Here is a 24,403-nt window from a genome sequence, read left to right as displayed (position 1 = left end):
TACTTGGCGTAAAATCTAGGTCCTGATGATTATCTACGACATTTAATCATCAGGAAGTGATATTTTCTAATAATCTAGGAGTGATAAAATGGGACAGTATAAAAAGTTCTGGTACCTATTAGTCGCCGTATTGATTGGAGCCTTCTCCATCCTCGGTTACTATGGGTTCGAAGTTTATCGTGAAGCACCACCGATTCCGCAACAATATGTTTCTGAATCTGGCGAAAAAGTGATTACTCACGATGATATTTTACATGGTCAAACCGCTTGGCAAACCACTGGTGGTATGCAAGTGGGGTCTGTTTGGGGACACGGTGCATACCAAGCACCAGACTGGACGGCAGATTGGCTTCACCGTGAATTAACTAACTGGTTGGATATTACAGCGAATCAAGAATTTGGTAAAAACTTCGCTGATTTAAATGATGAACAACAAACGTTATTAAAAGCGCGTCTAACCAAAGAATATCGTGGTAGCAAAGTTGAAAACGGTACCGTTGTGCTTTCAAACACCCGTTTAGCGGCAATGGAAAAAACAGCACAATACTACATCTCTTTATATGGTGATGATCCTGCAACCAAAGTGACCCGTGAACACTTTGCGATGAAGGATAATACTCTTCCTGATTTACAAGCTCGTAAAGACTTAGCTAAATTCTTCTTCTGGACCGCATGGACGGCATCTGCTGAACGACCAAATACTCACGCAAGTTACACCAACAACTGGCCACACGAGCCGTTAATTAATAACGTGCCAACACCAGAAAACGTCATTTGGTCTATTGCGAGTGTGGTATTCCTCATTGCAGGTATTGGTTTCGTAGTATGGATTTGGTCATTCAAAAAACGTGAAGATGAAAAAGAACCACCTACACCTGAGTTCGATCCGCTCACAAAATTACAACTTACCCCTTCTCAACGTTCATTAGGTAAATACCTCTTCACTGTGCTTGCACTTTTCCTCTTGCAAGTCACATTAGGTGCAGTTGTTGCACACTACACGGTTGAAGGTCAAGAATTCTATGGTATTGATATTTCTCAATACTTCCCGTATTCATTAGTGCGTACATGGCATATTCAAGCAGCCTTATTCTGGATTGCAATGGCATTCTTAGCGGGTGGTTTATTCCTTGCGCCAATCATTAATGGCGGCAAAGATCCTAAATTCCAAAAATTGGGGGTAGATGTTCTCTACTGGGCATTAGTGGTATTAGTCGTCGGTTCATTCACTGGTAGCTACTTAGCGATTGCGCATATTCTTCCAGAAGAATGGAGCTTCATGTTTGGTCACCAAGGCTATGAATTCATTGACTTAGGTCGTTTCTGGCAAGCAGTGAAATTCGCAGGCATCTTATTCTGGTTAGTCTTAATGCTTCGCGGTACAGTGAATGCGTTCAAACAACCAGGTGATAAAAACTTATTGGCATTATTCTTCGCCTCAGTAATTGCGATCGGTTTATTCTATGGTCCAGCATTATTCTATGGCGAGCATACTCACATTTCCGTGATGGAATACTGGCGTTGGTGGGTAGTTCACCTATGGGTAGAAGGCTTCTTCGAAGTATTCTCTGTAGCGGCACTCTCATTCATCTTCGTAAGTTTAGGTTTAGTTTCGCGTCGTACTGCGACTGTGGCAACCATTACTGAAGCAGCATTATTCTTAATCGGTGGTATTCCAGGTACATTCCACCACTTATACTTCGCAGGTGCAACCACACCAATTATCGCAGTTGGTGCATCATTCTCTGCGCTTGAAGTGGTACCATTAGTATTATTAGGCCATGAAGCTTGGGAACACTGGGCGATGCAACAAAAAACACCTTGGATGGATCGCTTAAAATGGCCTCTTTACTGCTTCGTTGCAGTGGCATTCTGGAATATGTTAGGTGCTGGCGTATTTGGTTTCTTAATCAATCCACCAATTTCGCTTTACTATATCCAAGGCTTAAATACCACTGCCGTTCATGCTCACGCCGCATTATTCGGTGTGTATGGTTTCTTAGCGTTAGGTTTCGTCTTCTTAATCGCTCGTTATTTACGCCCAGATACACCATTTAACGATAAATTAATGAAATGGGGCTTCTGGTTGTTAAATGGCGGTTTAGTGTTAATGATCGTATCAAGCTTATTACCTATCGGTATTATTCAAGGTTATGCCAGTATCTCTGAAGGCTTATGGTATGCTCGTAGTGAAGAATTTATGCAACAACCTCTATTCGATACCCTACGTTGGGTTCGTTTCGGTGGCGACGTTGTCTTCATCTTCGGTGCATTAGCTTTCTTCTGGCAAATCTTTACGATGATTTTCTTTAAACCGAAAAAAGCAGCGTAATTAATAATAATGCAAAAGCGGCTAAGCATTAGCCGCTTTTTATTTATAAAAAATCCATTAAATTTTCTGACCGCACTTTGATCTCTATCAAATCATTTACCTTCTTTTAAGTATGATTAAATTCGTCTTTAGATCTATACTTTCTACACTTTTAAACTTTTCTTATAACATTTCAACATGAGTGACAATCCATTCAACGCTAGTTGGTCATCAAAAGGCAATACGCTATGTCTAGGTCATTGGGATATTACTTATCTCGGTTTACCTGTGGTACTGCCAATTGAACGTCGAGATAAAGATATGGGAACAAATAATATTTATAATTTCATGGATCCCGAAGATGAACTTTACCGAGAAGGCTTAATGGAAGATGATTGGATTGTGGAAAACATCGATTTGCTTTCTGATGTTTTTATCGAGCACAATATCCCTTTAGAAGAAGAAACCATGCGAGCATTCTATCAAGCGGTGAATAAAGAAGACTGGCGCTGTGGTAGCTGTGGTGGATGTATTTAATATCAAAGTGCGGTCAATTTTATCACCGTTTTTATACCGAACTGTCATAATAAAAACACTAGGAAATTCAATATTTCTGATATAGAATTCTCCGATTTGTTTTTTAAAAGGGAGAAAAAAGATGAAACTTGTTGAAGTTAAACATCCGCTTGTTAAACATAAATTAGGCGTGATGCGCGAAGCTGATATTGATACCAAAAAATTCCGTGAACTTGCCACTGAAGTTGGCAGCTTACTTACCTATGAAGCCACTGCCGATCTTGAAACAGAAAAAGTGATTATCGAAGGTTGGAATGGCCCAGTTGAAATTGAACGTATCAAAGGTAAAAAAGTCACTGTTGTACCAATTTTACGTGCTGGCCTAGGCATGATGGACGGTGTATTAGAACATGTTCCAAGTGCTCGTATCAGTGTGGTTGGGATTTATCGTAATGAAGAAACCCTTGAACCCGTCCCTTATTTCCAAAAACTCGCGAGCGATTTAGAAGAACGTTTAGCTATCGTTGTAGACCCAATGCTTGCAACGGGTGGTTCAATGATCTCTACAATTGATCTATTAAAAGCAAAAGGTTGCCAACATATCAAAGTATTAGTATTAGTAGCAGCACCAGAAGGGATCAAAGCATTAGAAAAAGCACATCCAGATATCGAACTTTATTGTGCATCGATTGATGATCACTTAAATGAACAAGGCTACATCATTCCAGGCTTGGGTGATGCAGGCGATAAGATTTTTGGGACGAAATAATTCCCTTTTAATAAGACGGCATTTATGGCCGTCTTTTTTCCGTGCGTGAAAACACAAAAGCTAAAAAAGCATTAAAACCGACCGCACTTTCAGTTAATTCAAACCGAGAGTTGAAACTAAATGAGTAATCAAACTACAACCGCACCTGTTGAGGTGCAAAGCATGGGCAAACAAGCGTTTGTCGGTTTACAGATGTTATTTGTGGCCTTTGGCGCCTTAGTATTAGTTCCCTTAATCACCGGATTAAATTCTAATACAGCCCTTCTAACCGCAGGTATCGGTACACTACTTTTCCAACTTTGTACCGGTAAACAGGTTCCTATTTTCTTAGCCTCCTCTTTTGCCTTTATTGCGCCTATTCAATATGGCGTACAAACTTGGGGCATTCCAACCACAATGGGGGGACTTGCTTGCGCAGGCTTCGTCTATTTCGCGCTATCAACCTTAGTGAAATTACGTGGTAGTGCTGCGCTCGAACGCATCTTCCCGCCTGTTGTTGTGGGTCCCGTAATTATCATTATTGGTATGGGGCTTGCACCTGTTGCTGTTGATATGGCATTAGGTAAAAACAGCACATATAGCTATGAGCATTCGGTATTAGTTTCGATGATCACCTTAGTCACTACCCTTTCTGTTGCGGTATTTGCTAAAGGTATGATGAAACTGATTCCAATTATGTTTGGTATCGTTGCTGGCTATGTGGTTTGTTTATTCCTAGGATTAATTAACTTCCAACCTGTTTTAGATGCAAAATGGTTTGAATTACCTGAGTTAACCAAACCAGAATTTAATCTAGAAGCGATTCTTTATATGCTACCAATTGCTATTGCACCAGCCGTTGAACACGTGGGTGGTATTATGGCAATCAGTTCTGTAACAGGTAAAGATTTCCTTAAAAAACCAGGCTTACATCGCACCCTATTAGGCGATGGTGTGGCAACTGCTGCAGCGTCATTAGTAGGTGGTCCACCGAATACTACTTATGCAGAAGTAACCGGTGCTGTAATGCTCACTCGCAACTTTAATCCAAATATTATGACTTGGGCGGCAGTATGGGCAATTGCGATTTCCTTCTGTGGTAAAGTAGGCGCATTCCTTTCTACAATTCCAACCATCGTAATGGGTGGCATTATGATGTTGGTATTCGGTTCTATTGCTGTTGTCGGGATGAGCACCTTAATTAAAGGTAAAGTAGATGTGACCGAACCTCGCAACCTTTGTATCATTTCGGTAGTTATGACTTTCGGTATCGGTAATATGTTTGTCAACGTAGGCGATGTTGTTTCCCTAAAAGGAATTAGCCTTTGTGCCATCGTTGCCATTGTACTGAACTTGATTTTGCCAAAAGCAAAAAATGAAGTAGAATAAAACTTCCCAAACAAAAGGGTTAAATGAAAATTTAGCCCTTTCTTTTTATTTTAAATCAACTCGTTAATCCGTGAATCAGCAACTTTCTTTACCTATTCATCAAATTGATGATGAAACGCTTGAGAATTTTTATAGCGATAATAATGCATTATTGCTTAATTCTTTACGTCAAAACATGACTGATTTACAACAACAATTCTTCTACCTTTGGGGCAGCCAAAGCGTTGGGAAAACCCATCTTTTGCGCGCACTTTGTAATGAATATATTCAGCAACAACGAAGTGCCATCTATGTCCCACTGAGTAAATCACAATATTTTTCCACGGTGGTTTTTGAGAATTTAGAACAACAAGAACTGGTTTGCTTAGACGATTTGCAAACAATTATTGGAAATTCAGAATGGGAAATTGCCTTATTTGATCTTTTTAATCGCATTAAGGCTAATGGTAAAACCTTATTAGTTGTCAGTGCCGATCAATCTCCAACTGCCCTACCCGTTAAATTACCGGATCTTGCTTCTCGCTTAAAATGGGGAGAAAGTTATCAATTGATTCCACTCAGCGATGAACAAAAATTTGCAGTATTGAAACAGAATGCCCATCAACGAGGTATCATACTTTCAGATGATACTGCCAATTTTATATTCACGCGTTTAGATCGTGATATGGCGACACTAAAAGAAGCATTAGTAAAACTCGATGAAGCCTCACTACAAGCCAAACGAAATCTGACGATTCCTTTTGTGAAATCAATTTTAGGCTTATAAACAAGCAAAAAAATAACCGCACTTTTTCAAGCGCGGTTATTTTTTCTTTATTTAATTACCAGCAATGGTGACAATAGCCAAATGCCGGCATAATGGCCACTGGATAACGAGAATAGCCTGTCATTTTTGGACGATGATCGCTTGCATTCACTTCATTTGGAACGCTATCTCTTTGTTCGACTCTCGCTTTTTCTCGAGCAGTAACAGTATTACCACTTGTTACTCGAGCATTATAATCTTGTACAGTATTCATATCATACGCAGCTGCGCCATTACCAATACTTGAAGCTTCCTGAGGTGCAGTACACGCAGTTAAAACAGCTAACGCTGCAATAGAGATTAATTTTTTCATAAATTTTACCTTTTGTTACAAACCACTTTATTAAGTGTTTCTCTGCCTTCTTTGATCCGTTCGTTCGCTTTTCTTCTAACATTCGGATCTTCGTTATTTTCAATGTATTTCGCTACATTGGCATTCTTTATTGCATAAACAGGCACATACTGCGAAGTTTTCGTTTCGCTCTGTTTATAAATTGTTGCCCCTAACACGCTTCCATAATATTCACTGGCATCATTTGGCTTAATGTAATAATTACTAGAATTTGTTACATCTACACCATCTGTACTTTTAAAACCGCTACAGATTCCCGCTGGTGAAAGAAACGTTGTTTTGGATGCCGCAACTTCGTTAAATTTATATACTTCAAATTCAACACTATTAGCAAGCTCTTCCATATCTTTTTCAGATTTAGGATCTAAACTTCTTTGCCCTTTTCCATCAATATATTTCACTGTTTCAGAAATATTACTTTCAGAAACATTAACTGAAAGATTATTTTCAGGCGTTTTTACCTTTGTTGCATATACAACACTACTACCTTCGGCTAAAACAACTGACGATGCTAAAATACAAAAAGAGTAAATCCCAATTTTTTTCTTAATATGACTCATAATAATTTGATTTTCTACGTTAATAATTATTTTCGTATAACTCAATAGGTAAATAATCTGGGTCTCTAAAGAAAGTGTACTTCATTCCCGTTAATTCATCAACCCTAATTGGTTCACTATCAATGCTATTTTCAAAAAGATAAGCGACATACTCATCAATATTTTCTACTTTGAATGCCAAATGCCGTAAACCACAGGCTTCAGGGCTAGTTACTCTTTGAGGCGGATTTGGGAAAGAAAATAGCTCTATTTGACTCCCATCAGGAAAACTTAAATCTAATTTATAACTATCTCGCTCTTCACGATAAGTTTCATTTAACTGTTTTGCCCCTAAAATCTCCATATAAAAATGCTTCGAACGAGCATAGTTCGAAGCAATAATTGCAATATGGTGAAAACCTAATAATTGAGGTTTCATTATTTCTCCGGTGTGACACTTTTTGCTTTTTCTTCTTCCTGTAAAGCAAGAGCATCACGTGCCGCACGAATACTCTTTTCAAGCATTGGCACGCGAGGATCATCTGGTTCCAATAAACGTAGCATCATTGCCCAGGTAACGGCTGCCATTTTATAATCCTCACCTTCAAAATAACTGAAAGCAAGTAAACTTAATGCTTCAGGATTAGAATGATCTTGACGAATAATCTCGCGTAAAAGCTGATTACCTTTCAGTTTATCCGTTTGATCTTCAGAAGACATTAACATACGCGCATAAGAAAGCTTATAATCTAAATTATCCGGCTCAAGTTTATTCGCTTGTTGATAACTATCAAAGGCTAATTTTCCATTACCTAAATTCATCCCTACCTGACCTAACAACCACCATTTTTTAGCATCCTTTGGTGTTTTTTGTAAATCCAAACGAAGTGCGGTCGAAAATTGCTGCATTTCTGCATCTGTCATTGGGTTTGTGTCTTCTTCTTTGATCCGTTCAAAGAAATAAGGTAATTTTGCCAATGTCTTTTCCATCATATCTTCGGCTTTCCAAGAACCCAGAGGGAAATAAGCCGCACCAGCAATAATGGCCAAACCTAATAAACCAGAAACAAACCACAACTTACCGTAATTTTTAGCATTTTTATCGATGGTTTGAGTCTCTTTTTGAGGAATATCTTCCAATAATGTTTTTTGTAGCTCTTGCTTGAGTTGTTCAACATTTTCAACTAAACCCTGTTGATTATCTTGCTCAATCTCTTGCAAACGAGAAAAATATAACGCTTTATTTAATTCATCACGCTTTTTATCTTCTTTAGCTTTAACAGAACGTAACAAGGGATAAAAACAAATCAATGCCACGACTAAAGTGAGCGCAATAATACTTAATGCAAAATTCATTATTTATCCTTTTCTTTGAGTAAAGCCGATAAACGTGCATTCTCTTCATCATTTAAAATCGCGTCAGAATTGACCGCACTTGGGCTTTTAGATTTACGTTTAAATACAAATAGAATGCCAATCAACACTAACAAAATTGGAGCAATCCATAGAACGATTGTTGACATCGTCATTGGTGGATCATAAGTCACGAAATTGCCATAGCGTTGGATCATATAATCCACCACTTCATTTCGATTTTTACCTTCTTGTAACAGCTCAAACACTTTACCACGCATATCTACTGCAATGGTTGCATTCGAATCAGCAATATTGTTATTTTGACATTGAGGACAACGCAATTCTTGTGTTAATTGATGATAGTCCTTTTCTTGCTCCGATGAGGCAAAATTCAATGCATCAATAGAGGCTGTCGCTGAGATACTCACAAAAAGTGCGGTTAAAAAAAGCCATGATTTTTTCATTATGGTTTCTCCGCGAGTTTGTCATAAATCGGTTTTAAGGTCTCATTCCAAACGCGTTCATTCACATCACCCGCTAAGCGATAATGAATCACGCCTTTACCATCCACGATAAATGTTTCCGGGGCGCCGTAAACACCCAAATCTAATGCAAAAGAACCTTTTTCATCTTTAAGCACAAGACTATAAGGATTGCCTAAATCTTTTAGCCATTTTACAGCTTTTGGTGATTCATCTTTATAGTCGATACCAATGATTGTTACGCCTTGTTTAGCCAATTGATTCAAATATTGATGCTCTGCATAACAAGTTGGACACCAAGTCGCCCACACATTCAAGAGAATCGGTTTACCTTGTTGGAAAATTTCATTACCGTAGGTTTTATTTTCCAATAAATCCGTTAATGTTTTCTGTGGCACAGGTTTCCCCACAAGAGCAGATTCTAACGCTTTTGGATCATCACCTTGCGCATTGCGTCCTAGCTGAACTAAAAAAGCTGCCGCCACGGCAAGAAAAACAATAAGTGGGATAAGTAGTTTTTTATTCATAACACTATCAATTTTACATCTATTTCTAGGGGCAATAGGCCCCTTATTACAATTAAGACTGTTTTACCAAACGACTAAAACGATAACGACGGTCAAACATACAGAGCAAGCCACCTAGCGCCATAAACAAGCCACCAATCCAAATCCAGCGGATAAACGGTTTATAGTAAAGGCGTAGCGCCCATGAGTTATCATCTATTTTTTCGCCCAAGGCAACATAAAGATCGCGAGTAAAGCCCCAATTAATTGCCGCTTCCGTCATTGGCATTTTACTGACGGTATAAAAGCGTTTTTCGGCAAATAATGTTGCTTCCGGTTTACCCGCTTTTGAAATATCAATTTGTGCTTTACCGCCCATATAGTTAGGACCATTTGCGTCACTCACGCCTGCAAATTTGAAGTCATAGTTAGCAATCTGTACCGTATCGCCCACGGCCATTCGCACATCACGTTCTACACTAAAGTTTTGGCTAAAGGCAATTCCCCAAACCGTCATCGCCACACCGAGGTGAGCCAAAATCATCCCCCAATGGGAACGGGAAAGTTTGGTCATACCTTTAAAGAACGATTCACGGTGTGTTGCACGTTGTTTCATTTCATAGAGACTGAGTAACACAATAATGACGGACATCATAGTGCCAAGCACAGCACTGACAGTGAGTTTATTTTGTAGGAAATACGGTAAAGCAAAACCTGTAATCGCCATCACAATCACACTCACAACAACCGGTGTGCGAATTTCAGAGAGCTGGTCACGACGCCATTTTACTAACGGTCCAATACCCAGTAATAAGGCAAATGGAGTCATAATAATCAAGAACATCTGATCAAAGAACGGTGCACCGATCGAAATAGACCCCAAACCTAATTGTTTGTGAACTAACGGCAATAACGTTCCTAAGAACACCACACAAAGTGCGGTCATTAATAGGATGTTATTTAGTAACAATAAGGTTTCACGAGAATAACGTTCTGCATTATCACGCGAACGAATTTGGTTGCCTTTGTAAGCGTACAAGGTTAAAGAACCACCAATTACCACAACCAAATAAGCAAGAATATATAAACCACGTGTAGGATCTGAAGCAAAGGCGTGTACTGACACTAAGATACCGGAACGAACTAAGAACGTACCCAGTAAGCAAAGTGAGAAAGCAAGGATTGCTAAAAGCACAGTCCAAGCTTTAAAAGAGCCACGTTTTTCAGTAACCGCTAAAGAGTGGATTAATGCGGTTCCTGCAAGCCAAGGCATTAAAGAAGAGTTTTCTACTGGATCCCAGAACCACCAGCCGCCCCAGCCTAGCTCATAATAGGCCCACCAAGAACCGAGCACGATCCCGAGTGTTAAAAATACCCAAGCAGCGATCGTCCAAGGACGTGACCATCTAGCCCAAGCGGAGTCTAATTTACCCGTCATTAATGATGCGATCGCAAAGGCAAAAGCAACAGAAAAACCAACATATCCCATATAAAGTAATGGAGGGTGGAAAATCAAGCCCACATCTTGCAACATTGGGTTGAGTTCTCTACCATCTACTGGGAAGTCAGGGAATGTACGGGTAAATGGATTTGAGGTAAATAATACGAAGAGTAAGAAGCCGATGCTAATAATCCCCATAATACCCAACACGCGAGCCACCGCTTCTTGTGGTAAGTGTTTGCTAAATAAGGCAACCGCTGCCCCCCAAAGGGTTAATAGCCAAATCCAAAGTAACAACGAACCCTCGTGTGAACCCCACACCGCAGATAAACGATAATAAATCGGCAAGCTGCTGTTAGAGTTATTTACCACATATTGCACACTAAAATCATTAACGGCAAAAAGGTAAAATAATGCTCCAAAAGCAATGGTTAAACTGAAAAATAAACCATAAGTCATTGGACGAGCCAATGACATGAGTTGAGAATGACCTTTTTCAGCCCCCCATAATGGGAGAATGGCTAAAAAGAATGAAACGGCAAGGCTTAAAGCAAGCGCATAATTTCCTAATTCAGCAATCATTAGCGACCTTCTTGCGATTTTTGCTGGGTTTCTTTATAACGACGATCGGCTTCACTCTCGCCTTTTAGTTCTGCCCCCATTGGTTTATGCATTTTCTGCATTTTCTCACCTAATTCTGGCGGCACATAATTTTCATCATGTTTAGCAAGCACTTCTGTTGCTTCTAATAAGGTTGGTTCTTTTAACACGCCTTGCGCAACAATACCCTGTCCCTCACGGAAAAGATCCGGCAGAATACCTTCGTATTCAACTGTAATTGATGGACCAATATCATTCACATCAAAGCGAACTTTGAGACTTTTCGGATCTCGACTAACAGAGCCTTCAACCACCATACCACCAACACGAATACGTTGCCCAACTTCAGGTTTTTGATCAGGATTTCCGTCTTTCCCTTCTACAACTTCCGAAGGGGTATAAAATAAATCAATATTTTGGCGAAGTGCATAAAGCACCAAACCTGTCGCAATCGAAATACCTAAAATCACAAAGATGATGATCGAGAGTCTTGATTTACGTCTTGGATTCATAGCGTATTCCCTTTATTTGCTTGGTTTAAACGAGCTTCACGTTGTTGCTCGTGTAACACTTCTTTTAATACTGCTTTACGACCCTTGACGCTTTGTATCGCCAAAATGATCATTGCCACAAGGCTAATGCCATAGGAAAGCCACACATAAAAACCGTAGCCTCCCATATTGATAAAATCACTCCAACTTTGGAAAAACATTTTCCGCTCCCTAAAATAAAAATAAAAAACTATTTCAGCTTACTTGCTAACTCTTTTACCCATGGGCGTTTGCTGTCTTCTTTTAGCAATTCAACGCGGTAACGCACAAGCGTAAACCAAATGGATAAAAATAAAAATCCCAAAATACATAAAATCAGTGGAATTAACATTGGCGTTGCAATTGAAGGTTTTTCAAACTTCGTGATACTTGCCCCTTGGTGTAAAGTATTCCACCACTCTACGGAAAAGTGAATAATTGGTAAATTCACTACGCCAACAATACACAAGATTCCCGCTGATTTTGCGCCCACCGCACGATCAGAAAATGCAGAATAAAGGGCTAATACACCGATATATAAGAAGAAAAGAATGAGTTCTGCGGTTAAACGCGCATCCCACACCCACCAGGTTCCCCACATTGGTTTACCCCAAATTGCACCTGTGACTAACGCGATAAAGGTAAACATCGCACCAATTGGCGCCATGGCAACCATCGAAAGATGTGCAGCTTTAATTTGCCAAACTAACGCAATAATCGCAGCAATCGCCATCGAGCCATATACGCCCATTGACCAAATCGCCGCCGGCACATGCACATACATAATTCGGAAACTATTGCCTTGCTGATAATCTGCCGGCGCATAAGCTAAACCCCAAACGATTCCAACAGCCAATAATAAAACCGCAATCACACCAAAAAATGGGCTCAATTTGCCACATAAATGATATTGGGTTTCATGTTTTGCGTAAGGATGTAACCACTTCCACATAAAAGATCCTTAATTCCAAAAAATAAAAAACAGTTAAAAATCTGACCGCACTTTCACCATCATGATGATTAATTATCTAAACTAATTCGTAGTGCAGCGGCAATCGCAAAAGGTGATAACGTTATTGCACCAGCCAAAATTGCGCCTAAAATAGCAAGTTGTCCACCATAAGGGAGATTTAACGCGGCGGCATCTAAAATTGCTGAGGCAAAAATTAAAACCGGAATAAATAATGGTACCACAAGTAAACTCAGCAATACGCCACCTTTACGCAACCCCACTGTCAATGCCACACCAATTGCACCAATACAGCTTAAAATCGGTGTGCCTACTAAGAGTGTAAGTACCAATGCCCACCAAATATTCACTTCTAACGAGAGCAATAAAGCGGCAATGGGTGACAGTAAAATTAACGGCAAACCAGTTAATAGCCAGTGCGCAATAACTTTTGCGAGTGCCGTTAGCGCTAAAGGTTGAGCCGTGAGCATCAATTGTTCTAAAGAGCCATCAATAAAGTCATCTCGGAATAAGCGTTCAAAAGACAGCAATGCAGAAAGCAATGCTGCCACCCAAGCAACGCCAGGTGCGATGCGAGAAAGTAATTTAGGATCCGGCCCAATGACTAATGGAAATAGCGTGATGACAATCAAAAAGAACCAAAGCGGATTTAAAATTTCCGCTTGTTTACGGGTCGCAATCTTCAGCTCACGCTTTATAATCTGTAAAAATATCATAAAAATCTAAGGGTTATATTTATAATCAGCAAGATTAATTTTCTTCAATAAGCTACTTGGCACTTCTTGATGGCTCGTTAAAATCACTATTCCACCTTTTTTAGCATGATTTTCAAAAAGTGCGGTCAAAACTTCAACCCCTTTTTTATCTATTGCTGTAAAAGGTTCATCCAAAATCCAAAGTGGTGCTTCCGAGATCCATAATCTCGCCAAGGCAATGCGCTTTTGCTGACCCGCTGAAAGTTGAGCTGCCGGCAAATCTTCACGTCCAAGTAAACCTACTGTTTCCAACACATCCCATAAAATATCGGTGCCTTGCTGGCTTTGACTAATCTGCTGATAAAATTTTAAATTTTCCCATGCCGTTAATTCAGGTTTCACACCAGAATGATGGCCGAGATAAAGTAACTGATGATGGTATTCTTCGCGTTGTTTTGTAATCTCTTCTGAATTCCACCGCACTTTACCTTCTACAGGTTGTGCAAGGCCGGCTAAAATCCGCAATAAACTTGTTTTACCGATACCATTGTGCCCTTCAATTTGCACGAAATCACCGCTTTGAAATTGCAGTGAAAGATCAGTGAACAACACGCGATCGCCCCGTTGGCACGCTAATTGTTCTAATTGAAGTTGATGAGCAGGAAACATAGTCTCAGCCTTAAAAATAAAATCTTGTGAAAAATCAGCGGGTATTCTACCACAAGGGGAAATTTTGACGAGATTTTAAGGGCTAAAAGGTATAACTATTTAGAAGTAGATCGGTGTGTTTATTGATTTAAAACAAACTAAATTTTCCTAGCTTTTTCATCAGATAATCAAATAATTAAAAGATTTACTGATCTAAATCAAATTTTCTGCTACTATTTAGTTACTTTTTGATGTTGTTTTATCAAAAACATTACCTTAACTTCATTTAAAAAAGGAACATATTATGTCTTATACTCTACCTGAATTAGGCTACGCTTATGATGCGTTAGAACCACATTTTGATGCACAAACAATGGAAATTCACCACTCTAAACACCACCAAGCATATGTAAATAATGCAAATGCCGTGTTAGAAACTTTACCCGCTGAATTTTCTGAAATGTGTGCAGGCCAATTAATCAGCCAATTAGATAAAATCCCAGCTGAAAAACGTACTGCATTACGTAACAACGCTGGCGGTCACGCAAACCACAGCTTATTCTGGAAATCATTGAAAAAAGGCACAACTTTACAAGGTGATTTAAAAGCAGCTATCGAACGTGATTTCGGTTCTGTAGAAAACTTCAAAGCTGAATTTGAAAAAGCAGCAGCGACTCGTTTCGGTTCAGGTTGGGCATGGTTAGTGATTAACCAAGGTAAATTATCTGTTGTTTCTACCGCAAACCAAGATTCTCCATTAATGGGTAAAGAAATCGCTGGTTGTGAAGGTTTCCCACTTTTAGGTTTAGACGTTTGGGAACACGCTTACTACTTGAAATTCCAAAACCGTCGTCCAGACTACATCAAAGAATTCTGGAACGTAGTGAACTGGGATTTCGTGGCAGAGCGTTTAGCTAAAAAATTAGCAAACTGCGGATGTTCAGCTAAATAATCGCTTTTCAAAATGTAAAAAATCGCCTTTTTTTAGGCGATTTTTTTTATTGGTTAAATCCAACGTCTGACTTTTTTCTTATAAGCTAAATAAGACTCACCAAACATCTTCTCTAACCAGTATTCTTCAGGCTTAATTTGCCATTGTGTGATGAGATAAATAAACAGAAAAACACCGAGAAAACTGACCGCACTTTGCAAATAAACCGCCCATGCCACTAACAAACCCGCTAAGCTTAAATACATGGGATTACGGCTAAAACGATAAATACCATTTGCCACAAACACATCACTTTTTTCTAAGTGAATTGGATTGATATTTGCTTTTCTTTTATAGAATTGCCAAAGACTAAAAAAAGCGATGACAGAAGAAACCAATACCATCAAATAAGCAATGAGTACATTGGTTGATAACGGATAAAGATTAGGCAAATATGCCATGATAAGTGCACAACCAAGAAAAATAACAGGTGGCGGCAAAATAGGTTTCTGAATCATAAGATCAAAAATCCAATAAAAAAGCCCGAACAATTCGGGCTAATTAAAATATTACAGATTATTTAATTTCATCTGCGCCATTTGTTTTTCTAACGGGTTACCGTTTTTCTGTGCATTTTCAAAACTTGCTTTAGCACCATTCACATCACCTTTTGCGACTTGAATATCGCCCGCTAAAAGATCTTTACGCGCACTAAAGCCTTGGCTTTTCACTTGATTTAGACTTGCTAATGCGGCATCAAATTGACCTTGTTGGAATTGCACGGCTGACAAACGAAGTGCCGCAAGAGACGTTAAGATATCATCTTGTGATTGAGCAATCGCTTGTTTCAAACTGTTTTCAGCAGAAGCGTAATCTTGTTTTGCAACGAAACCTTTTGCTTCATCTAATAAGCTAAATACCGCATAGCTGGTTTTATCATGTGCTTTCACAAATTCAGCCACTTTAGCTTGTTGTGCTGCGGCATCTTTGTTTGCAGTATAAACTAGAGCATCATATTCAGCAGACGCTTGCATGATTTGATTAGCTTGATAAGACTGCCAATAACGCCAGCCCAACATCCCGCCTACGCCAAGAATAAAAGCGGCAATAATGGCTTTGCCATTGTCTTTCCACCACTCTTTTAACTGATTCAGTTCTTGTTCTTCTTCAATGGTATATGCCATTTTCCTATCCTTCTAAAATTAAAATTGAGCTTTCACGTGTTCAATTAAATTGGTCACATCAATGGTTTGTTGCTCAGCTGCGCCAAGTAAGTGTTTTACCACTACTTGATTATTTTGCACTTCGCTTTCACCGAGCACAAGGGCAAGGGTTGCACCTGATTTATCAGCGCGTTTAAATTGTTTTTTAAAGTTACCGCCGCTGCAATGCAACATGGTGCTTAAGTGCGGTAATTCTGAGCGAAGTTTTTCAGCGAGTTGGAATGCGGCTAATGTTGTGCCTTCACCTTGATAAACAACGTAAATATCTACCGCACTTTTTACCGGAATCGATTTATTCACTTCTTGAACGAGTAGCACTAAACGCTCTAAGCCCATTGCGAAACCGACTCCGCTTGTTGCGTGACCACCAAGTTGTTCAACTAAGCCATCATAACGTCCACCACCACATACGGTGCCTTGTGCACCTAATGCTGAAGTCACCCATTCAAATACGGTTTTATTATAATAGTCTAAGCCACGAACCAATTTTGGATTAATTTCATATTGAATGCCAACCGAATCTAATAGACCGCATAACTGCGCAAAATGCTCGCGACTTTCATCGTCTAAATAATCCAATAATTTTGGCGCACCGTCCAATACATCTTGTAATGCTTGATTTTTAGTATCCAAAATACGTAATGGATTTTTTACAAGACGTTCTTTCTCTTCTTCGCTCATTAAATCTTGGTGATTTTCTAAGAAGGCCACTAATGCAGAGCGATAGTTTGCACGTGCTTCTAATGAACCAATCGAATTTAATTGAAGAGAAACATGTTGATCAATACCTAATGCTTTCCACAAACGAGCCGTTAAAATAATTAGCTCCGCATCAATTTCAGGGGTTGCGATACCAAATACTTCTACACCCGCTTGGTGGAATTGACGATAACGACCTTTTTGTGGACGTTCATGACGGAACATCGGTCCCATGTACCATAAACGTTGTTCATTGTTGTAAATCCAACCATGCTCAATCGCAGCACGCACACATCCTGCCGTACCTTCTGGACGAAGCGTTAATTGCTCATCATTATCCCAAAATGTGTACATTTCTTTTGAGACGACATCTGTGACTTCACCAATTGCACGAGCAAATAATGGCGTACTTTCTACGATTGGCATACGCACTTCTGAATAGCCGTAGCTGCTTAAAATTTGTCGAACCTGTCCTTCAATCCATTGCCAAAGTGGAGATTCAGTTGGGGAACAGTCATTCATCCCACGAATTGCTTGAATATTTTTTGCCACGAGTTTTCCTTAAATAATTCGATTTTTTGGATCTTGTTGTGCTACTTTGGCACGAATTTTTGCTTCTAATTGGTCAATAATCGCGTCGTTGTCAAAACGTTCTTTTTGACGCTCGCCATCTAAATAATAACCACTTTTCTTATTACCACCGGTAACACCGAGGTCAGACACTAATGCTTCACCAGGGCCATTTACCACACAACCAATAATAGACACATCCATTGGGGTGATAATATCTTCTAAACGTTGTTCCAGTGCATTCACCGTGCCAATCACATCAAACTCTTGACGTGAACAAGTTGGGCAAGCAATAAAGTTAATCCCGCGAGAACGAATACGTAACGATTTCAAAATATCAAAGCCAACTTTGATTTCTTCTACAGGATCGGCGGCTAAAGAGACACGCAAGGTATCACCAATACCTTCCGCTAACAACATACCTAAACCAATTGCAGATTTCACCGCACCGGCACGTGCACCACCTGCTTCCGTAATACCTAAATGCAACGGCTGTTTAATGGCTTTTGCCAGTAAACGGTAAGATTCCACCGCAAGGAAGACATCAGATGCTTTTACGCTCACTTTAAATTGATCGAAGTTCAAACGATCTAAAATCTCAACATGGCGTAATGCTGACTCTAATAAGGCTTCAGGTGTTGGCTCGCCAAATTTCTCTTGGATGTCTTTTTCTAATGAGCCAGCATTGACACCAATACGGATCGGGATATTTTTATCGCGTGCACAATCAACCACTGCTCGAATACGATCTTCACGACCGATATTACCTGGATTAATACGTAAGCAATCCACCCCATATTCAGCCACTTTTAACGCAATGCGATAGTCAAAATGAATATCCGCCACTAATGGCACATTCACTTGCTGTTTAATGATTTTAAACGCTTCGGCGGCATCCATGGTGGGAACAGAAACGCGCACAATATCTGCGCCGACACGTTCCAACGATTTAATCTGTGCAACGGTCGCTTCAACATCAGTTGTGCGAGTATTTGTCATGGATTGTACGGCAATCGGCGCATCACCACCGATTGGTACATTGCCCACATAAATTTTTGTCGATTCACGACGTTTGATAGTAGGTTTTACTGCTGACATTCTTTCGTAAATTATTCGTTAAGGTTTTGGTAATTTAAATTTAGCCACACGGCCATCAACGGTAAGAGGATACGCTTCGCCTTTATAAGTAATGCGAACGTTACCCGGCGCACCAATAATCAATGCATAGTCATTACCATTAAAGGTTAAGACTTCGCCTTGTTTATATTCTTTTTGCGCTAATACTTTACGGTTTTGGTCTTTCACACTAATCCAACTTGAATTCTTTGTGATCTCAATAACGAGATCGCCTTTCGCTGTGGTTGGCGCTTCAGAAATGGCTGGATTTTCAACCGCACTTTGCGCATCTGGTACGGTTGGCTCTGTTGTTGGTTCTGTATTAGGTAATGTTTGTTCCACAACAGGTGCTTGAGCTTGTTCAACGGTAGGTGCTGAAGTTGCGACAGTTGAAGCTTCTGCACTTACTGGTTGAACTTGATTTTCTTGAGTCGTTGAAACAGCGGGTTCAGTAGCATTATTTATTTTTTCCGCTACAGACGTAGTTTCATTGCTTGACACCGCAGGCTGACTATTTACTGTTACTGGAATTTCATTCGAATGAGTAGCCGGTGCCTCTGCTGTTTTTTCTTTTTCAACGTAGGTTTGCACTAAATTATCACGTTCTTCGTTTGATTTTTGATAATTCTGCCACCACCATAAGCCAGTCATCCCAACAGCCGCGAGTAAAATAATGGTTGTAAGTGTGCCGACCCAGCGACTATGAGATGAGTATTGGTTTACTGAACGCGTCGCGCGTGCATTCTTACCTAAATCGTTTTTATATGCTTCACCAAAGGTCAAATGCGCCCATTCACTCTCAGGAATGCGTAAAAATTTTGTATAACTACGCACATACCCTTTCATAAAAGTTGATGGCACATTTTTTTGGACAAATTCATTATTTTCTAATTGCTCCAAAATACTTGGGCGCAAAGATATCGCCTTTGCAGCATCTTCCAGAGAAAGATTTAATGCTTCGCGAGTTTGACGAAGTTTATCCCCAAAGGAGATGTCTGTTTTTTCGGTTTGTTCAAGGATTGTATTCATAGGTATAAAATAAAGAAATAGCAATAAAAAACTAAATGCTAAATTCTAAAGTCGAAAGGGGCTTTTGGCAATGATTATTTGAGTGAACGGAGCTTTTCCGCTCTAGAAGGATCAACTTGGCGTAATTTATCCAACGCTTGTTGATAAACATCGGTTTGTTTTCCGGCAAAAGCACAAAGTGCCATATTTTCGTAAGTATCAGCTTGATGATAATAATTCGGTGCAGCGAGTGCCGCATTAAATTGTGAATAAGCTTGTTCAAACTCACCTTGCCCACATAAAAAAGCACCGAAGTTGTTATACACATCACCTTGCTTATCGTCTAACTTAATCGCCTGTAAATAAGCTTGCTTCGCTTTTTCCGTATCGCCTTGTAATTGATAAAAATGCGCAAGTGCCGAGTGCACAAGATAATAGTGGTCATCATGTTCAAAGGCTTTATCTAAATTCAGTTTTGCTTGAACAAAATCCTCTTGTTGCAGATAGCCTAATGCCAATTCAACTCGGGCTTTTGCTGCTTGTTGTTTATTAAAGTCAACTGAAGACTGAGAGACGCAAGCAGAAAAAACAAAAGGAAAAATGACCGCACTTAGAATGTTAATTGAGATTAATTTCATCTTATCACTCCTCTATCTTATCACTCTTCTCCAGGCCATTTTCCCTTTACAAGTATTGCTATATTTAGCTTAGTTAACAGCTTTTACGTCAATACCTTCGCCAAACTTACGTTTCATTGCTGTACGTTTGGTTCGGTCGATCACATCCCCCGCCAACTGACCACAAGCGGCATCAATATCATCACCACGAGTTTTGCGCACAATCACCGTAAAACCGTATTCCATTAAGGTTTTTTGGAAACGATCGACACGGCTATTTGAGCTTTTACCATAAGGCGCTTCTGGGAACGGGTTCCATGGGATCAAGTTAATTTTACACGGGGTATTTTTTAACACTTGAGCTAATTGATGCGCATGTTCTGTACCATCATTCACGTGATCTAACAACACATATTCAATAGTCACTTTGCCATGGTTAGCATTTGATACTTCTAAGTATCTATGTACCGAATCCATCAACATTTTGATGTTATATTTTTTATTGATCGGCATAATTTCATCACGCAATTCATCATTAGGTGCGTGAAGTGAAATGGCCAATGCTACATCAATCTTATCACGTAACATATCGAGCGCAGGCACGACACCTGAAGTAGATAACGTCACGCGTCGTTTAGACAATCCATACGCGAAATCATCGAGCATAATTTCCATCGCGGGTACAACATTGGCCACATTTAACAAAGGTTCACCCATGCCCATCATCACCACATTGGTAATCGGACGAACACCCGTCACACCAAAATTACCGATAATTTTTGATGCACGCCAAACCTGCCCAATAATTTCAGACACCGTTAAATTACGGTTAAAGCCTTGCTGTGCTGTCGAACAAAAGGTACAAGCTAAGGCACAGCCTACTTGAGAAGAAACACAAAGTGTTGCGCGATCCGCCTCAGGAATATAGACCGTTTCAACTTGTTGTTCACCTACCTGCATCGCCCATTTAATGGTGCCATCCGCAGAGCGTTGCTCAACTGCGACTTCTGGCGCTTTAATTTCCGCGACCGCTTTTAATTTTTCTCGTAATTTTTTATTAATATTGGTCATATTGTCGAAGTTATCTTCGCCAAAATGATAAATCCATTTTACTAATTGATCTGCACGAAATGGTTTCTCGCCTAATTCAGCAAAAAACTCACGCATCTGCTGACGCGTTAAATCCATTAAGTTAATCTTTTTTGTATTCGTTTCGGATGAAAGGGGTTGTTCTAACATAAAGCCTCGTTATTACACATTACGGCGATGATGTTACTCAGAATTGAGCAACAAAAAATTCGCATATTAAAAATGAGCCGAGATTTTACAGATTTACCGACGGATAAGCTAGCAGATTTGAAAAACAACGAAAATTTTGACCGCACTTCTGTGCGATCAGCATCGCAAAAATCAAAAAAATGAAAGGGAAAAGTGCGGTTAAAAAAACTTCAAATTTTTTCTCTTTCACTCATCCCAAAGCCCCACAAAAACTGATAGAATATGCACTTCGTTTTATTCTCTGAGTTAGCTATATTGAAGATATGTTAAAAAAAGTTCTTTCTGTATTGTGTTTAGTGCCCGCCGTCGCAACGGCACAATCTTACATTGTGTATGACTTCACCCATGATAGAGTATTAGAAAGTAGCTCTCCCAATCATGTTCAACCTATCGCCTCGGTCACCAAATTAATGACGGCGAATGTGTTCCTTGAAAATAATCGAAACGCAAACTGTACTGCATCGATTACTGACGATGATTTCGATTACATTAAAGGCACTCATACAAAATTACCTAAATATACGCCAATTTCTTGTAATGAATTGTTAAAAGCAATGCTTGTTCATTCTGATAACTATGCTGCTCATGCACTTTCTCGTTCTGCAGGTATGAGTCGTTTGCAATTTATCCAAAAAATGAATGAAAAAGCACGAGAATTAGGCATGCGCTCTACTCGCTTTTCAGACAGCTCAGGTTTATCTGACAGCAACATTTCAAGTGCAATGGATTTGGTTAAGCTAGCCAAATACTCGCTCAACAAAGCTCAAATTAAAAATCTTTCTAATATGCCAAGCGCCTTCATTCAAGCAGGTGGACGCAGTGTTTTCGTCAAAAATACCAATAAATTAGTGCGTGAAGAAGTCTTCGATGCGGCAATTAATAAAACCGGCTATATTCGCGAATCTGGCTATAATCTAGTCTTCGTGAATAAGAATCCATGTAATCACTCTACCATCGGTGTGATCAGTTTAAATAACCATTCATCCGCATTTCGTAGTAACTTTACGAAAGGAAAATTAGAACAATATGGTTGTACTGCTGGACGTAGCATGCAAAACTTTACCGCTGATGAAGCCCAATACGAAGAAGCCTATGATGAAAGCGGCATGGATCGTCTAATACAGCAAGTTGGTGGTTAATTATTTCAAAAAAGAGCGGTCAATTTTGCACAAAATTTTCCGCTTTTTAATTTTAATCACCTATCGATTTGATAATTATTTTCATTTGAAAACTTTATAAAAAATGATATTATTCTGCAGAATGCTAATCGATCATTATTTTTAAGGAGATCTCATGAAGCATTTATTTAAAAGCCTATCTGTTATCGCTCTAGGTTTAGCCGCTTTACAAGCCGAAGCGAAATTTAAAGTGGTGACCACATTTACTGTGATTCAGGATATCGCACAAAATGTTGCGGGCGATGCCGCGACGGTGGAATCTATCACCAAACCTGGTGCAGAAATTCACGAGTATGAACCGACCCCTAAAGATATTGTAAAAGCTCAATCTGCTGATTTAATTTTATGGAACGGATTAAATTTAGAGCGTTGGTTTGAGCGTTTCTTCCAAAATATCAAAGACAAACCAGCCGTTGTGGTAACCGAAGGCATCACGCCACTGTCTATTTATGAAGGCCCTTATAAAGATGCACCTAACCCACACGCTTGGATGTCGCCATCTAATGCGTTGATTTATGTCGAAAATATTAAAAATGCATTAGTTAAATACGATCCGCAAAATGCTGATACTTATCAAAAAAATGCAGCGGCGTATGCGGAAAAAATCAAACAACTCGATAAACCTTTACGTGAAAAACTCGCACAAATTCCTGCCGACCAACGTTGGTTAGTCACCAGTGAAGGCGCTTTTAGTTATTTAGCGAAAGATTACGATCTCAAAGAAGGCTATTTATGGCCAATTAACGCTGAACAACAAGGCACGCCTCAACAAGTGCGTAAACTTATCGATTTAGTGAAAAAAAATCACATTCCAGTGGTATTTAGTGAAAGTACTGTATCAGCTAAACCTGCTCAGCAGGTAGCAAAAGAAAGCGGTGCTAAGTACGGTGGCGTACTTTATGTCGATTCTCTTTCTGCCGCTGACGGTCCTGTACCAACTTATATTGACTTACTGAATGTCACTGTATCCACCATAGTCAAAGGATTTGAAAAATAATGACTGAACTTTCCGCTTCTATTTCCGTTAATGATGTAACCGTTCGTTACAACAACGGGCACACTGCAATTTATGATGTGACCTTTGCATTACAAGGGGGAACCATCTGTGCTCTTGTCGGCGTAAATGGGAGCGGAAAATCAACGCTATTCAAAAGCATCATGGGCTTAATTAAACCACAGCAAGGCAATATTGCGCTTTGTGGTTTGCCAATTAATCGAGCATTGAAACAAAATTTGGTCGCCTATGTGCCGCAAGCGGAAGAAGTCGATTGGCAATTTCCAGTCTCCGTTTATGATGTTGTCATGATGGGGCGTTATGGCTATATGAACTTTTTGCGTATTCCAAAAGCGGAAGATAAACAAAAAGTGCTCGAAGCGATGCAACGAGTAAACATCGAGCATTTAGCTGAACGACAAATCGGCGAGCTTTCTGGTGGACAGAAAAAACGCGTATTTTTGGCTCGAGCATTAGCACAACAAAGTAAGATTATCTTACTCGATGAGCCTTTTACAGGAGTGGATGTTAAAACTGAAAATGCTATTGTGGAACTCCTTCGCCAATTACGTGCTGAAGGCCATTTAATTTTAGTTTCTACCCACAACTTGGGTTCTGTACCAGACTTCTGTGACCAAGTGGTGATGATTAACCGTACTGTGATTGCAGCGGGTAAAACAGAAGATACATTTAATCAGCATAATTTGGAAAAAGTCTTTGGTGGTGTATTACGACACATCAAATTATTGGGTGAAGATCTGCATAATGATGAAGATAAACGTGCAGTCACCGTGCTTACGGATGATGAACGTCCTGTTGTCTTCTATGGCGAAACCAAAAATGATCCGCCAGCAACGGCTGTAAAATCTTGTCGTCTGCCTCCGTCTGACAAGGAATAAGC

General features: G+C 39.7%; 28 protein-coding genes. 9 read left to right on the top strand and 19 right to left on the bottom strand.

The features are described 5' to 3' along the window. The first annotated feature begins 88 nt into the window (after positions 1-88). From DPV81_RS07140 to hda, 5 genes are all read left to right on the top strand, one after another. Positions 89-2,332 carry a nitric-oxide reductase large subunit gene (locus tag DPV81_RS07140; protein WP_049372906.1) on the top strand — a complete coding sequence of 748 codons (2,244 nt, stop codon included), beginning with the start codon at positions 89-91 and terminating at the stop codon, positions 2,330-2,332. A gap of 177 nt (positions 2,333-2,509) precedes the next feature. Next, complete coding sequence (locus DPV81_RS07135; protein WP_111387520.1) at positions 2,510-2,848, top strand: PM0253 family protein; 339 nt, start codon at positions 2,510-2,512, stop codon at positions 2,846-2,848. Positions 2,849-2,969: 121 nt separating this feature from the next. Continuing rightward, positions 2,970-3,596: a uracil phosphoribosyltransferase gene (gene upp / locus DPV81_RS07130; RefSeq protein ID WP_005695610.1), complete on the top strand. Its 627-nt coding sequence runs from the start codon at positions 2,970-2,972 to the stop codon at positions 3,594-3,596. A 120-nt stretch (positions 3,597-3,716) separates the two neighbouring features. Beyond that, on the top strand, positions 3,717-4,964 hold the full coding sequence (locus DPV81_RS07125; protein ID WP_111387519.1) for a nucleobase:cation symporter-2 family protein: 1,248 nt from the start codon (positions 3,717-3,719) through the stop codon (positions 4,962-4,964). Between the two features lie 70 nt (positions 4,965-5,034). Next, positions 5,035-5,730 carry a DnaA regulatory inactivator Hda gene (hda, locus tag DPV81_RS07120; protein ID WP_111387518.1) on the top strand — a complete coding sequence of 232 codons (696 nt, stop codon included), beginning with the start codon at positions 5,035-5,037 and terminating at the stop codon, positions 5,728-5,730. Positions 5,731-5,785: 55 nt separating this feature from the next. On the opposite strand, the gene DPV81_RS07115 is transcribed toward hda, so the two are convergent. The 12 genes from DPV81_RS07115 to ccmA all read right to left on the bottom strand — a co-directional run bounded on the left by DPV81_RS07115 (position 5,786) and on the right by ccmA (position 13,909). Next, positions 5,786-6,082 carry a hypothetical protein gene (locus DPV81_RS07115; protein WP_111387517.1) on the bottom strand — a complete coding sequence of 99 codons (297 nt, stop codon included), beginning with the start codon at positions 6,080-6,082 and terminating at the stop codon, positions 5,786-5,788. 5 nt (positions 6,083-6,087) lie between these two features. Further along, positions 6,088-6,681: a DUF8095 domain-containing protein gene (locus tag DPV81_RS07110; RefSeq protein WP_070582484.1), complete on the bottom strand. Its 594-nt coding sequence runs from the start codon at positions 6,679-6,681 to the stop codon at positions 6,088-6,090. A gap of 19 nt (positions 6,682-6,700) precedes the next feature. Continuing rightward, positions 6,701-7,099 (bottom strand): SMU1112c/YaeR family gloxylase I-like metalloprotein, encoded by a 399-nt coding sequence (gloA2, locus tag DPV81_RS07105; protein ID WP_070582485.1) that lies wholly within the window; start codon positions 7,097-7,099, stop codon positions 6,701-6,703. After that, on the bottom strand, positions 7,099-8,016 hold the full coding sequence (gene ccmI, locus DPV81_RS07100; RefSeq protein WP_111387516.1) for a c-type cytochrome biogenesis protein CcmI: 918 nt from the start codon (positions 8,014-8,016) through the stop codon (positions 7,099-7,101). The genes gloA2 and ccmI overlap by 1 nt, the downstream gene beginning before the upstream one ends. Then, complete coding sequence (locus DPV81_RS07095; RefSeq protein ID WP_111387515.1) at positions 8,016-8,480, bottom strand: cytochrome c-type biogenesis protein; 465 nt, start codon at positions 8,478-8,480, stop codon at positions 8,016-8,018. Before DPV81_RS07095 ends, ccmI begins: the two co-directional genes overlap by 1 nt. After that, positions 8,480-9,025 (bottom strand): DsbE family thiol:disulfide interchange protein, encoded by a 546-nt coding sequence (locus DPV81_RS07090; RefSeq protein ID WP_005698393.1) that lies wholly within the window; start codon positions 9,023-9,025, stop codon positions 8,480-8,482. The genes DPV81_RS07095 and DPV81_RS07090 overlap by 1 nt, the downstream gene beginning before the upstream one ends. A gap of 52 nt (positions 9,026-9,077) precedes the next feature. Beyond that, positions 9,078-11,027, bottom strand: a complete 1,950-nt coding sequence (locus tag DPV81_RS07085; protein ID WP_111387514.1) for a heme lyase CcmF/NrfE family subunit — start codon at positions 11,025-11,027, stop codon at positions 9,078-9,080. Beyond that, the gene (gene ccmE / locus DPV81_RS07080) at positions 11,027-11,557 is read right to left on the bottom strand and encodes a cytochrome c maturation protein CcmE (protein ID WP_049374622.1); all 531 of its coding nucleotides are present in this window, start codon (positions 11,555-11,557) and stop codon (positions 11,027-11,029) included. The genes DPV81_RS07085 and ccmE overlap by 1 nt, the downstream gene beginning before the upstream one ends. Continuing rightward, positions 11,554-11,757: a heme exporter protein CcmD gene (gene ccmD, locus DPV81_RS07075; RefSeq protein ID WP_111387513.1), complete on the bottom strand. Its 204-nt coding sequence runs from the start codon at positions 11,755-11,757 to the stop codon at positions 11,554-11,556. The genes ccmE and ccmD overlap by 4 nt, the downstream gene beginning before the upstream one ends. Before the next feature lie 29 nt (positions 11,758-11,786). Further along, complete coding sequence (locus tag DPV81_RS07070) at positions 11,787-12,527, bottom strand: heme ABC transporter permease (RefSeq protein ID WP_049356987.1); 741 nt, start codon at positions 12,525-12,527, stop codon at positions 11,787-11,789. A 68-nt stretch (positions 12,528-12,595) separates the two neighbouring features. After that, positions 12,596-13,261 carry a heme exporter protein CcmB gene (gene ccmB, locus DPV81_RS07065; protein WP_111387512.1) on the bottom strand — a complete coding sequence of 222 codons (666 nt, stop codon included), beginning with the start codon at positions 13,259-13,261 and terminating at the stop codon, positions 12,596-12,598. Between the two features lie 6 nt (positions 13,262-13,267). After that, entirely contained in the window at positions 13,268-13,909 is a 642-nt protein-coding gene (gene ccmA / locus DPV81_RS07060) for a cytochrome c biogenesis heme-transporting ATPase CcmA (RefSeq protein WP_111387511.1), read from the bottom strand. Between the two features lie 283 nt (positions 13,910-14,192). On the opposite strand from ccmA, the gene sodA reads away from it, so the two are divergent. Beyond that, positions 14,193-14,840, top strand: a complete 648-nt coding sequence (sodA, locus tag DPV81_RS07055) for a superoxide dismutase [Mn] (RefSeq protein WP_049364993.1) — start codon at positions 14,193-14,195, stop codon at positions 14,838-14,840. A gap of 53 nt (positions 14,841-14,893) precedes the next feature. Here sodA and DPV81_RS07050 read toward each other — a convergent pair whose 3' ends face one another. From DPV81_RS07050 to rlmN, 7 genes are all read right to left on the bottom strand, one after another. Next, positions 14,894-15,337, bottom strand: a complete 444-nt coding sequence (locus DPV81_RS07050) for a methyltransferase family protein (protein ID WP_165818968.1) — start codon at positions 15,335-15,337, stop codon at positions 14,894-14,896. Positions 15,338-15,388: 51 nt separating this feature from the next. Further along, positions 15,389-16,003 (bottom strand): YfgM family protein, encoded by a 615-nt coding sequence (locus DPV81_RS07045; protein WP_111387509.1) that lies wholly within the window; start codon positions 16,001-16,003, stop codon positions 15,389-15,391. An 18-nt stretch (positions 16,004-16,021) separates the two neighbouring features. Continuing rightward, a complete protein-coding gene (gene hisS / locus DPV81_RS07040; protein WP_111387508.1) occupies positions 16,022-17,293 on the bottom strand; it encodes a histidine--tRNA ligase in 1,272 nt (423 codons plus the stop codon). Positions 17,294-17,302: 9 nt separating this feature from the next. After that, positions 17,303-18,409, bottom strand: a complete 1,107-nt coding sequence (ispG, locus tag DPV81_RS07035) for a flavodoxin-dependent (E)-4-hydroxy-3-methylbut-2-enyl-diphosphate synthase (protein WP_049363739.1) — start codon at positions 18,407-18,409, stop codon at positions 17,303-17,305. Positions 18,410-18,427: 18 nt separating this feature from the next. After that, positions 18,428-19,456, bottom strand: coding sequence for a RodZ domain-containing protein (locus tag DPV81_RS07030; RefSeq protein ID WP_111387507.1), 1,029 nt, complete (start codon positions 19,454-19,456; stop codon positions 18,428-18,430). Between the two features lie 74 nt (positions 19,457-19,530). Then, the gene (gene pilW / locus DPV81_RS07025) at positions 19,531-20,073 is read right to left on the bottom strand and encodes a type IV pilus biogenesis/stability protein PilW (protein WP_111387506.1); all 543 of its coding nucleotides are present in this window, start codon (positions 20,071-20,073) and stop codon (positions 19,531-19,533) included. A gap of 69 nt (positions 20,074-20,142) precedes the next feature. Next, the gene (rlmN, locus tag DPV81_RS07020; protein ID WP_049363743.1) at positions 20,143-21,291 is read right to left on the bottom strand and encodes a dual-specificity RNA methyltransferase RlmN; all 1,149 of its coding nucleotides are present in this window, start codon (positions 21,289-21,291) and stop codon (positions 20,143-20,145) included. Between the two features lie 302 nt (positions 21,292-21,593). Here rlmN and DPV81_RS07015 point away from each other — a divergent pair, with 302 nt between their 5' ends. From DPV81_RS07015 to DPV81_RS07005, 3 genes are all read left to right on the top strand, one after another. Further along, on the top strand, positions 21,594-22,469 hold the full coding sequence (locus tag DPV81_RS07015; RefSeq protein ID WP_049364986.1) for a D-alanyl-D-alanine carboxypeptidase family protein: 876 nt from the start codon (positions 21,594-21,596) through the stop codon (positions 22,467-22,469). A gap of 154 nt (positions 22,470-22,623) precedes the next feature. Then, positions 22,624-23,505: a metal ABC transporter substrate-binding protein gene (locus DPV81_RS07010; RefSeq protein WP_111387504.1), complete on the top strand. Its 882-nt coding sequence runs from the start codon at positions 22,624-22,626 to the stop codon at positions 23,503-23,505. Beyond that, positions 23,505-24,401: a manganese/iron ABC transporter ATP-binding protein gene (locus DPV81_RS07005; RefSeq protein ID WP_070582499.1), complete on the top strand. Its 897-nt coding sequence runs from the start codon at positions 23,505-23,507 to the stop codon at positions 24,399-24,401. The genes DPV81_RS07010 and DPV81_RS07005 overlap by 1 nt, the downstream gene beginning before the upstream one ends. Positions 24,402-24,403 lie beyond the last annotated feature (2 nt).

It is taken from the genome of Haemophilus parainfluenzae, from assembly GCF_003252795.1.
GTDB classification, from domain to species: Bacteria; Pseudomonadota; Gammaproteobacteria; order Enterobacterales; family Pasteurellaceae; genus Haemophilus_D; species Haemophilus_D parainfluenzae_K.
The sequence above is the reverse complement of the archived record's forward strand: the minus strand, read 5'-3'. Positions and strand labels throughout refer to the sequence as shown.

Excerpts from the sequence above, each read along its gene's own strand:
- DPV81_RS07140 (WP_049372906.1), top strand. The coding sequence starts at position 89 with ATGGGACAGTATAAAAAGTTCTGGTACCTATTAGTCGCCGTATTGATT.
- DPV81_RS07135 (WP_111387520.1), top strand. The coding sequence starts at position 2,510 with ATGAGTGACAATCCATTCAACGCTAGTTGGTCATCAAAAGGCAATACG.
- upp (WP_005695610.1), top strand. The coding sequence starts at position 2,970 with ATGAAACTTGTTGAAGTTAAACATCCGCTTGTTAAACATAAATTAGGC.
- DPV81_RS07125 (WP_111387519.1), top strand. The coding sequence starts at position 3,717 with ATGAGTAATCAAACTACAACCGCACCTGTTGAGGTGCAAAGCATGGGC.
- DPV81_RS07115 (WP_111387517.1), bottom strand. The coding sequence starts at position 6,082 with ATGAAAAAATTAATCTCTATTGCAGCGTTAGCTGTTTTAACTGCGTGT.
- DPV81_RS07110 (WP_070582484.1), bottom strand. The coding sequence starts at position 6,681 with ATGAGTCATATTAAGAAAAAAATTGGGATTTACTCTTTTTGTATTTTA.
- gloA2 (WP_070582485.1), bottom strand. The coding sequence starts at position 7,099 with ATGAAACCTCAATTATTAGGTTTTCACCATATTGCAATTATTGCTTCG.
- ccmI (WP_111387516.1), bottom strand. The coding sequence starts at position 8,016 with ATGAATTTTGCATTAAGTATTATTGCGCTCACTTTAGTCGTGGCATTG.
- DPV81_RS07095 (WP_111387515.1), bottom strand. The coding sequence starts at position 8,480 with ATGAAAAAATCATGGCTTTTTTTAACCGCACTTTTTGTGAGTATCTCA.
- DPV81_RS07090 (WP_005698393.1), bottom strand. The coding sequence starts at position 9,025 with ATGAATAAAAAACTACTTATCCCACTTATTGTTTTTCTTGCCGTGGCG.
- DPV81_RS07085 (WP_111387514.1), bottom strand. The coding sequence starts at position 11,027 with ATGATTGCTGAATTAGGAAATTATGCGCTTGCTTTAAGCCTTGCCGTT.
- ccmE (WP_049374622.1), bottom strand. The coding sequence starts at position 11,557 with ATGAATCCAAGACGTAAATCAAGACTCTCGATCATCATCTTTGTGATT.
- ccmD (WP_111387513.1), bottom strand. The coding sequence starts at position 11,757 with ATGTTTTTCCAAAGTTGGAGTGATTTTATCAATATGGGAGGCTACGGT.
- DPV81_RS07070 (WP_049356987.1), bottom strand. The coding sequence starts at position 12,527 with ATGTGGAAGTGGTTACATCCTTACGCAAAACATGAAACCCAATATCAT.
- ccmB (WP_111387512.1), bottom strand. The coding sequence starts at position 13,261 with ATGATATTTTTACAGATTATAAAGCGTGAGCTGAAGATTGCGACCCGT.
- ccmA (WP_111387511.1), bottom strand. The coding sequence starts at position 13,909 with ATGTTTCCTGCTCATCAACTTCAATTAGAACAATTAGCGTGCCAACGG.
- sodA (WP_049364993.1), top strand. The coding sequence starts at position 14,193 with ATGTCTTATACTCTACCTGAATTAGGCTACGCTTATGATGCGTTAGAA.
- DPV81_RS07050 (WP_165818968.1), bottom strand. The coding sequence starts at position 15,337 with ATGATTCAGAAACCTATTTTGCCGCCACCTGTTATTTTTCTTGGTTGT.
- DPV81_RS07045 (WP_111387509.1), bottom strand. The coding sequence starts at position 16,003 with ATGGCATATACCATTGAAGAAGAACAAGAACTGAATCAGTTAAAAGAG.
- ispG (WP_049363739.1), bottom strand. The coding sequence starts at position 18,409 with ATGTCAGCAGTAAAACCTACTATCAAACGTCGTGAATCGACAAAAATT.
- DPV81_RS07030 (WP_111387507.1), bottom strand. The coding sequence starts at position 19,456 with ATGAATACAATCCTTGAACAAACCGAAAAAACAGACATCTCCTTTGGG.
- pilW (WP_111387506.1), bottom strand. The coding sequence starts at position 20,073 with ATGAAATTAATCTCAATTAACATTCTAAGTGCGGTCATTTTTCCTTTT.
- rlmN (WP_049363743.1), bottom strand. The coding sequence starts at position 21,291 with ATGTTAGAACAACCCCTTTCATCCGAAACGAATACAAAAAAGATTAAC.
- DPV81_RS07015 (WP_049364986.1), top strand. The coding sequence starts at position 21,594 with ATGTTAAAAAAAGTTCTTTCTGTATTGTGTTTAGTGCCCGCCGTCGCA.
- DPV81_RS07010 (WP_111387504.1), top strand. The coding sequence starts at position 22,624 with ATGAAGCATTTATTTAAAAGCCTATCTGTTATCGCTCTAGGTTTAGCC.
- DPV81_RS07005 (WP_070582499.1), top strand. The coding sequence starts at position 23,505 with ATGACTGAACTTTCCGCTTCTATTTCCGTTAATGATGTAACCGTTCGT.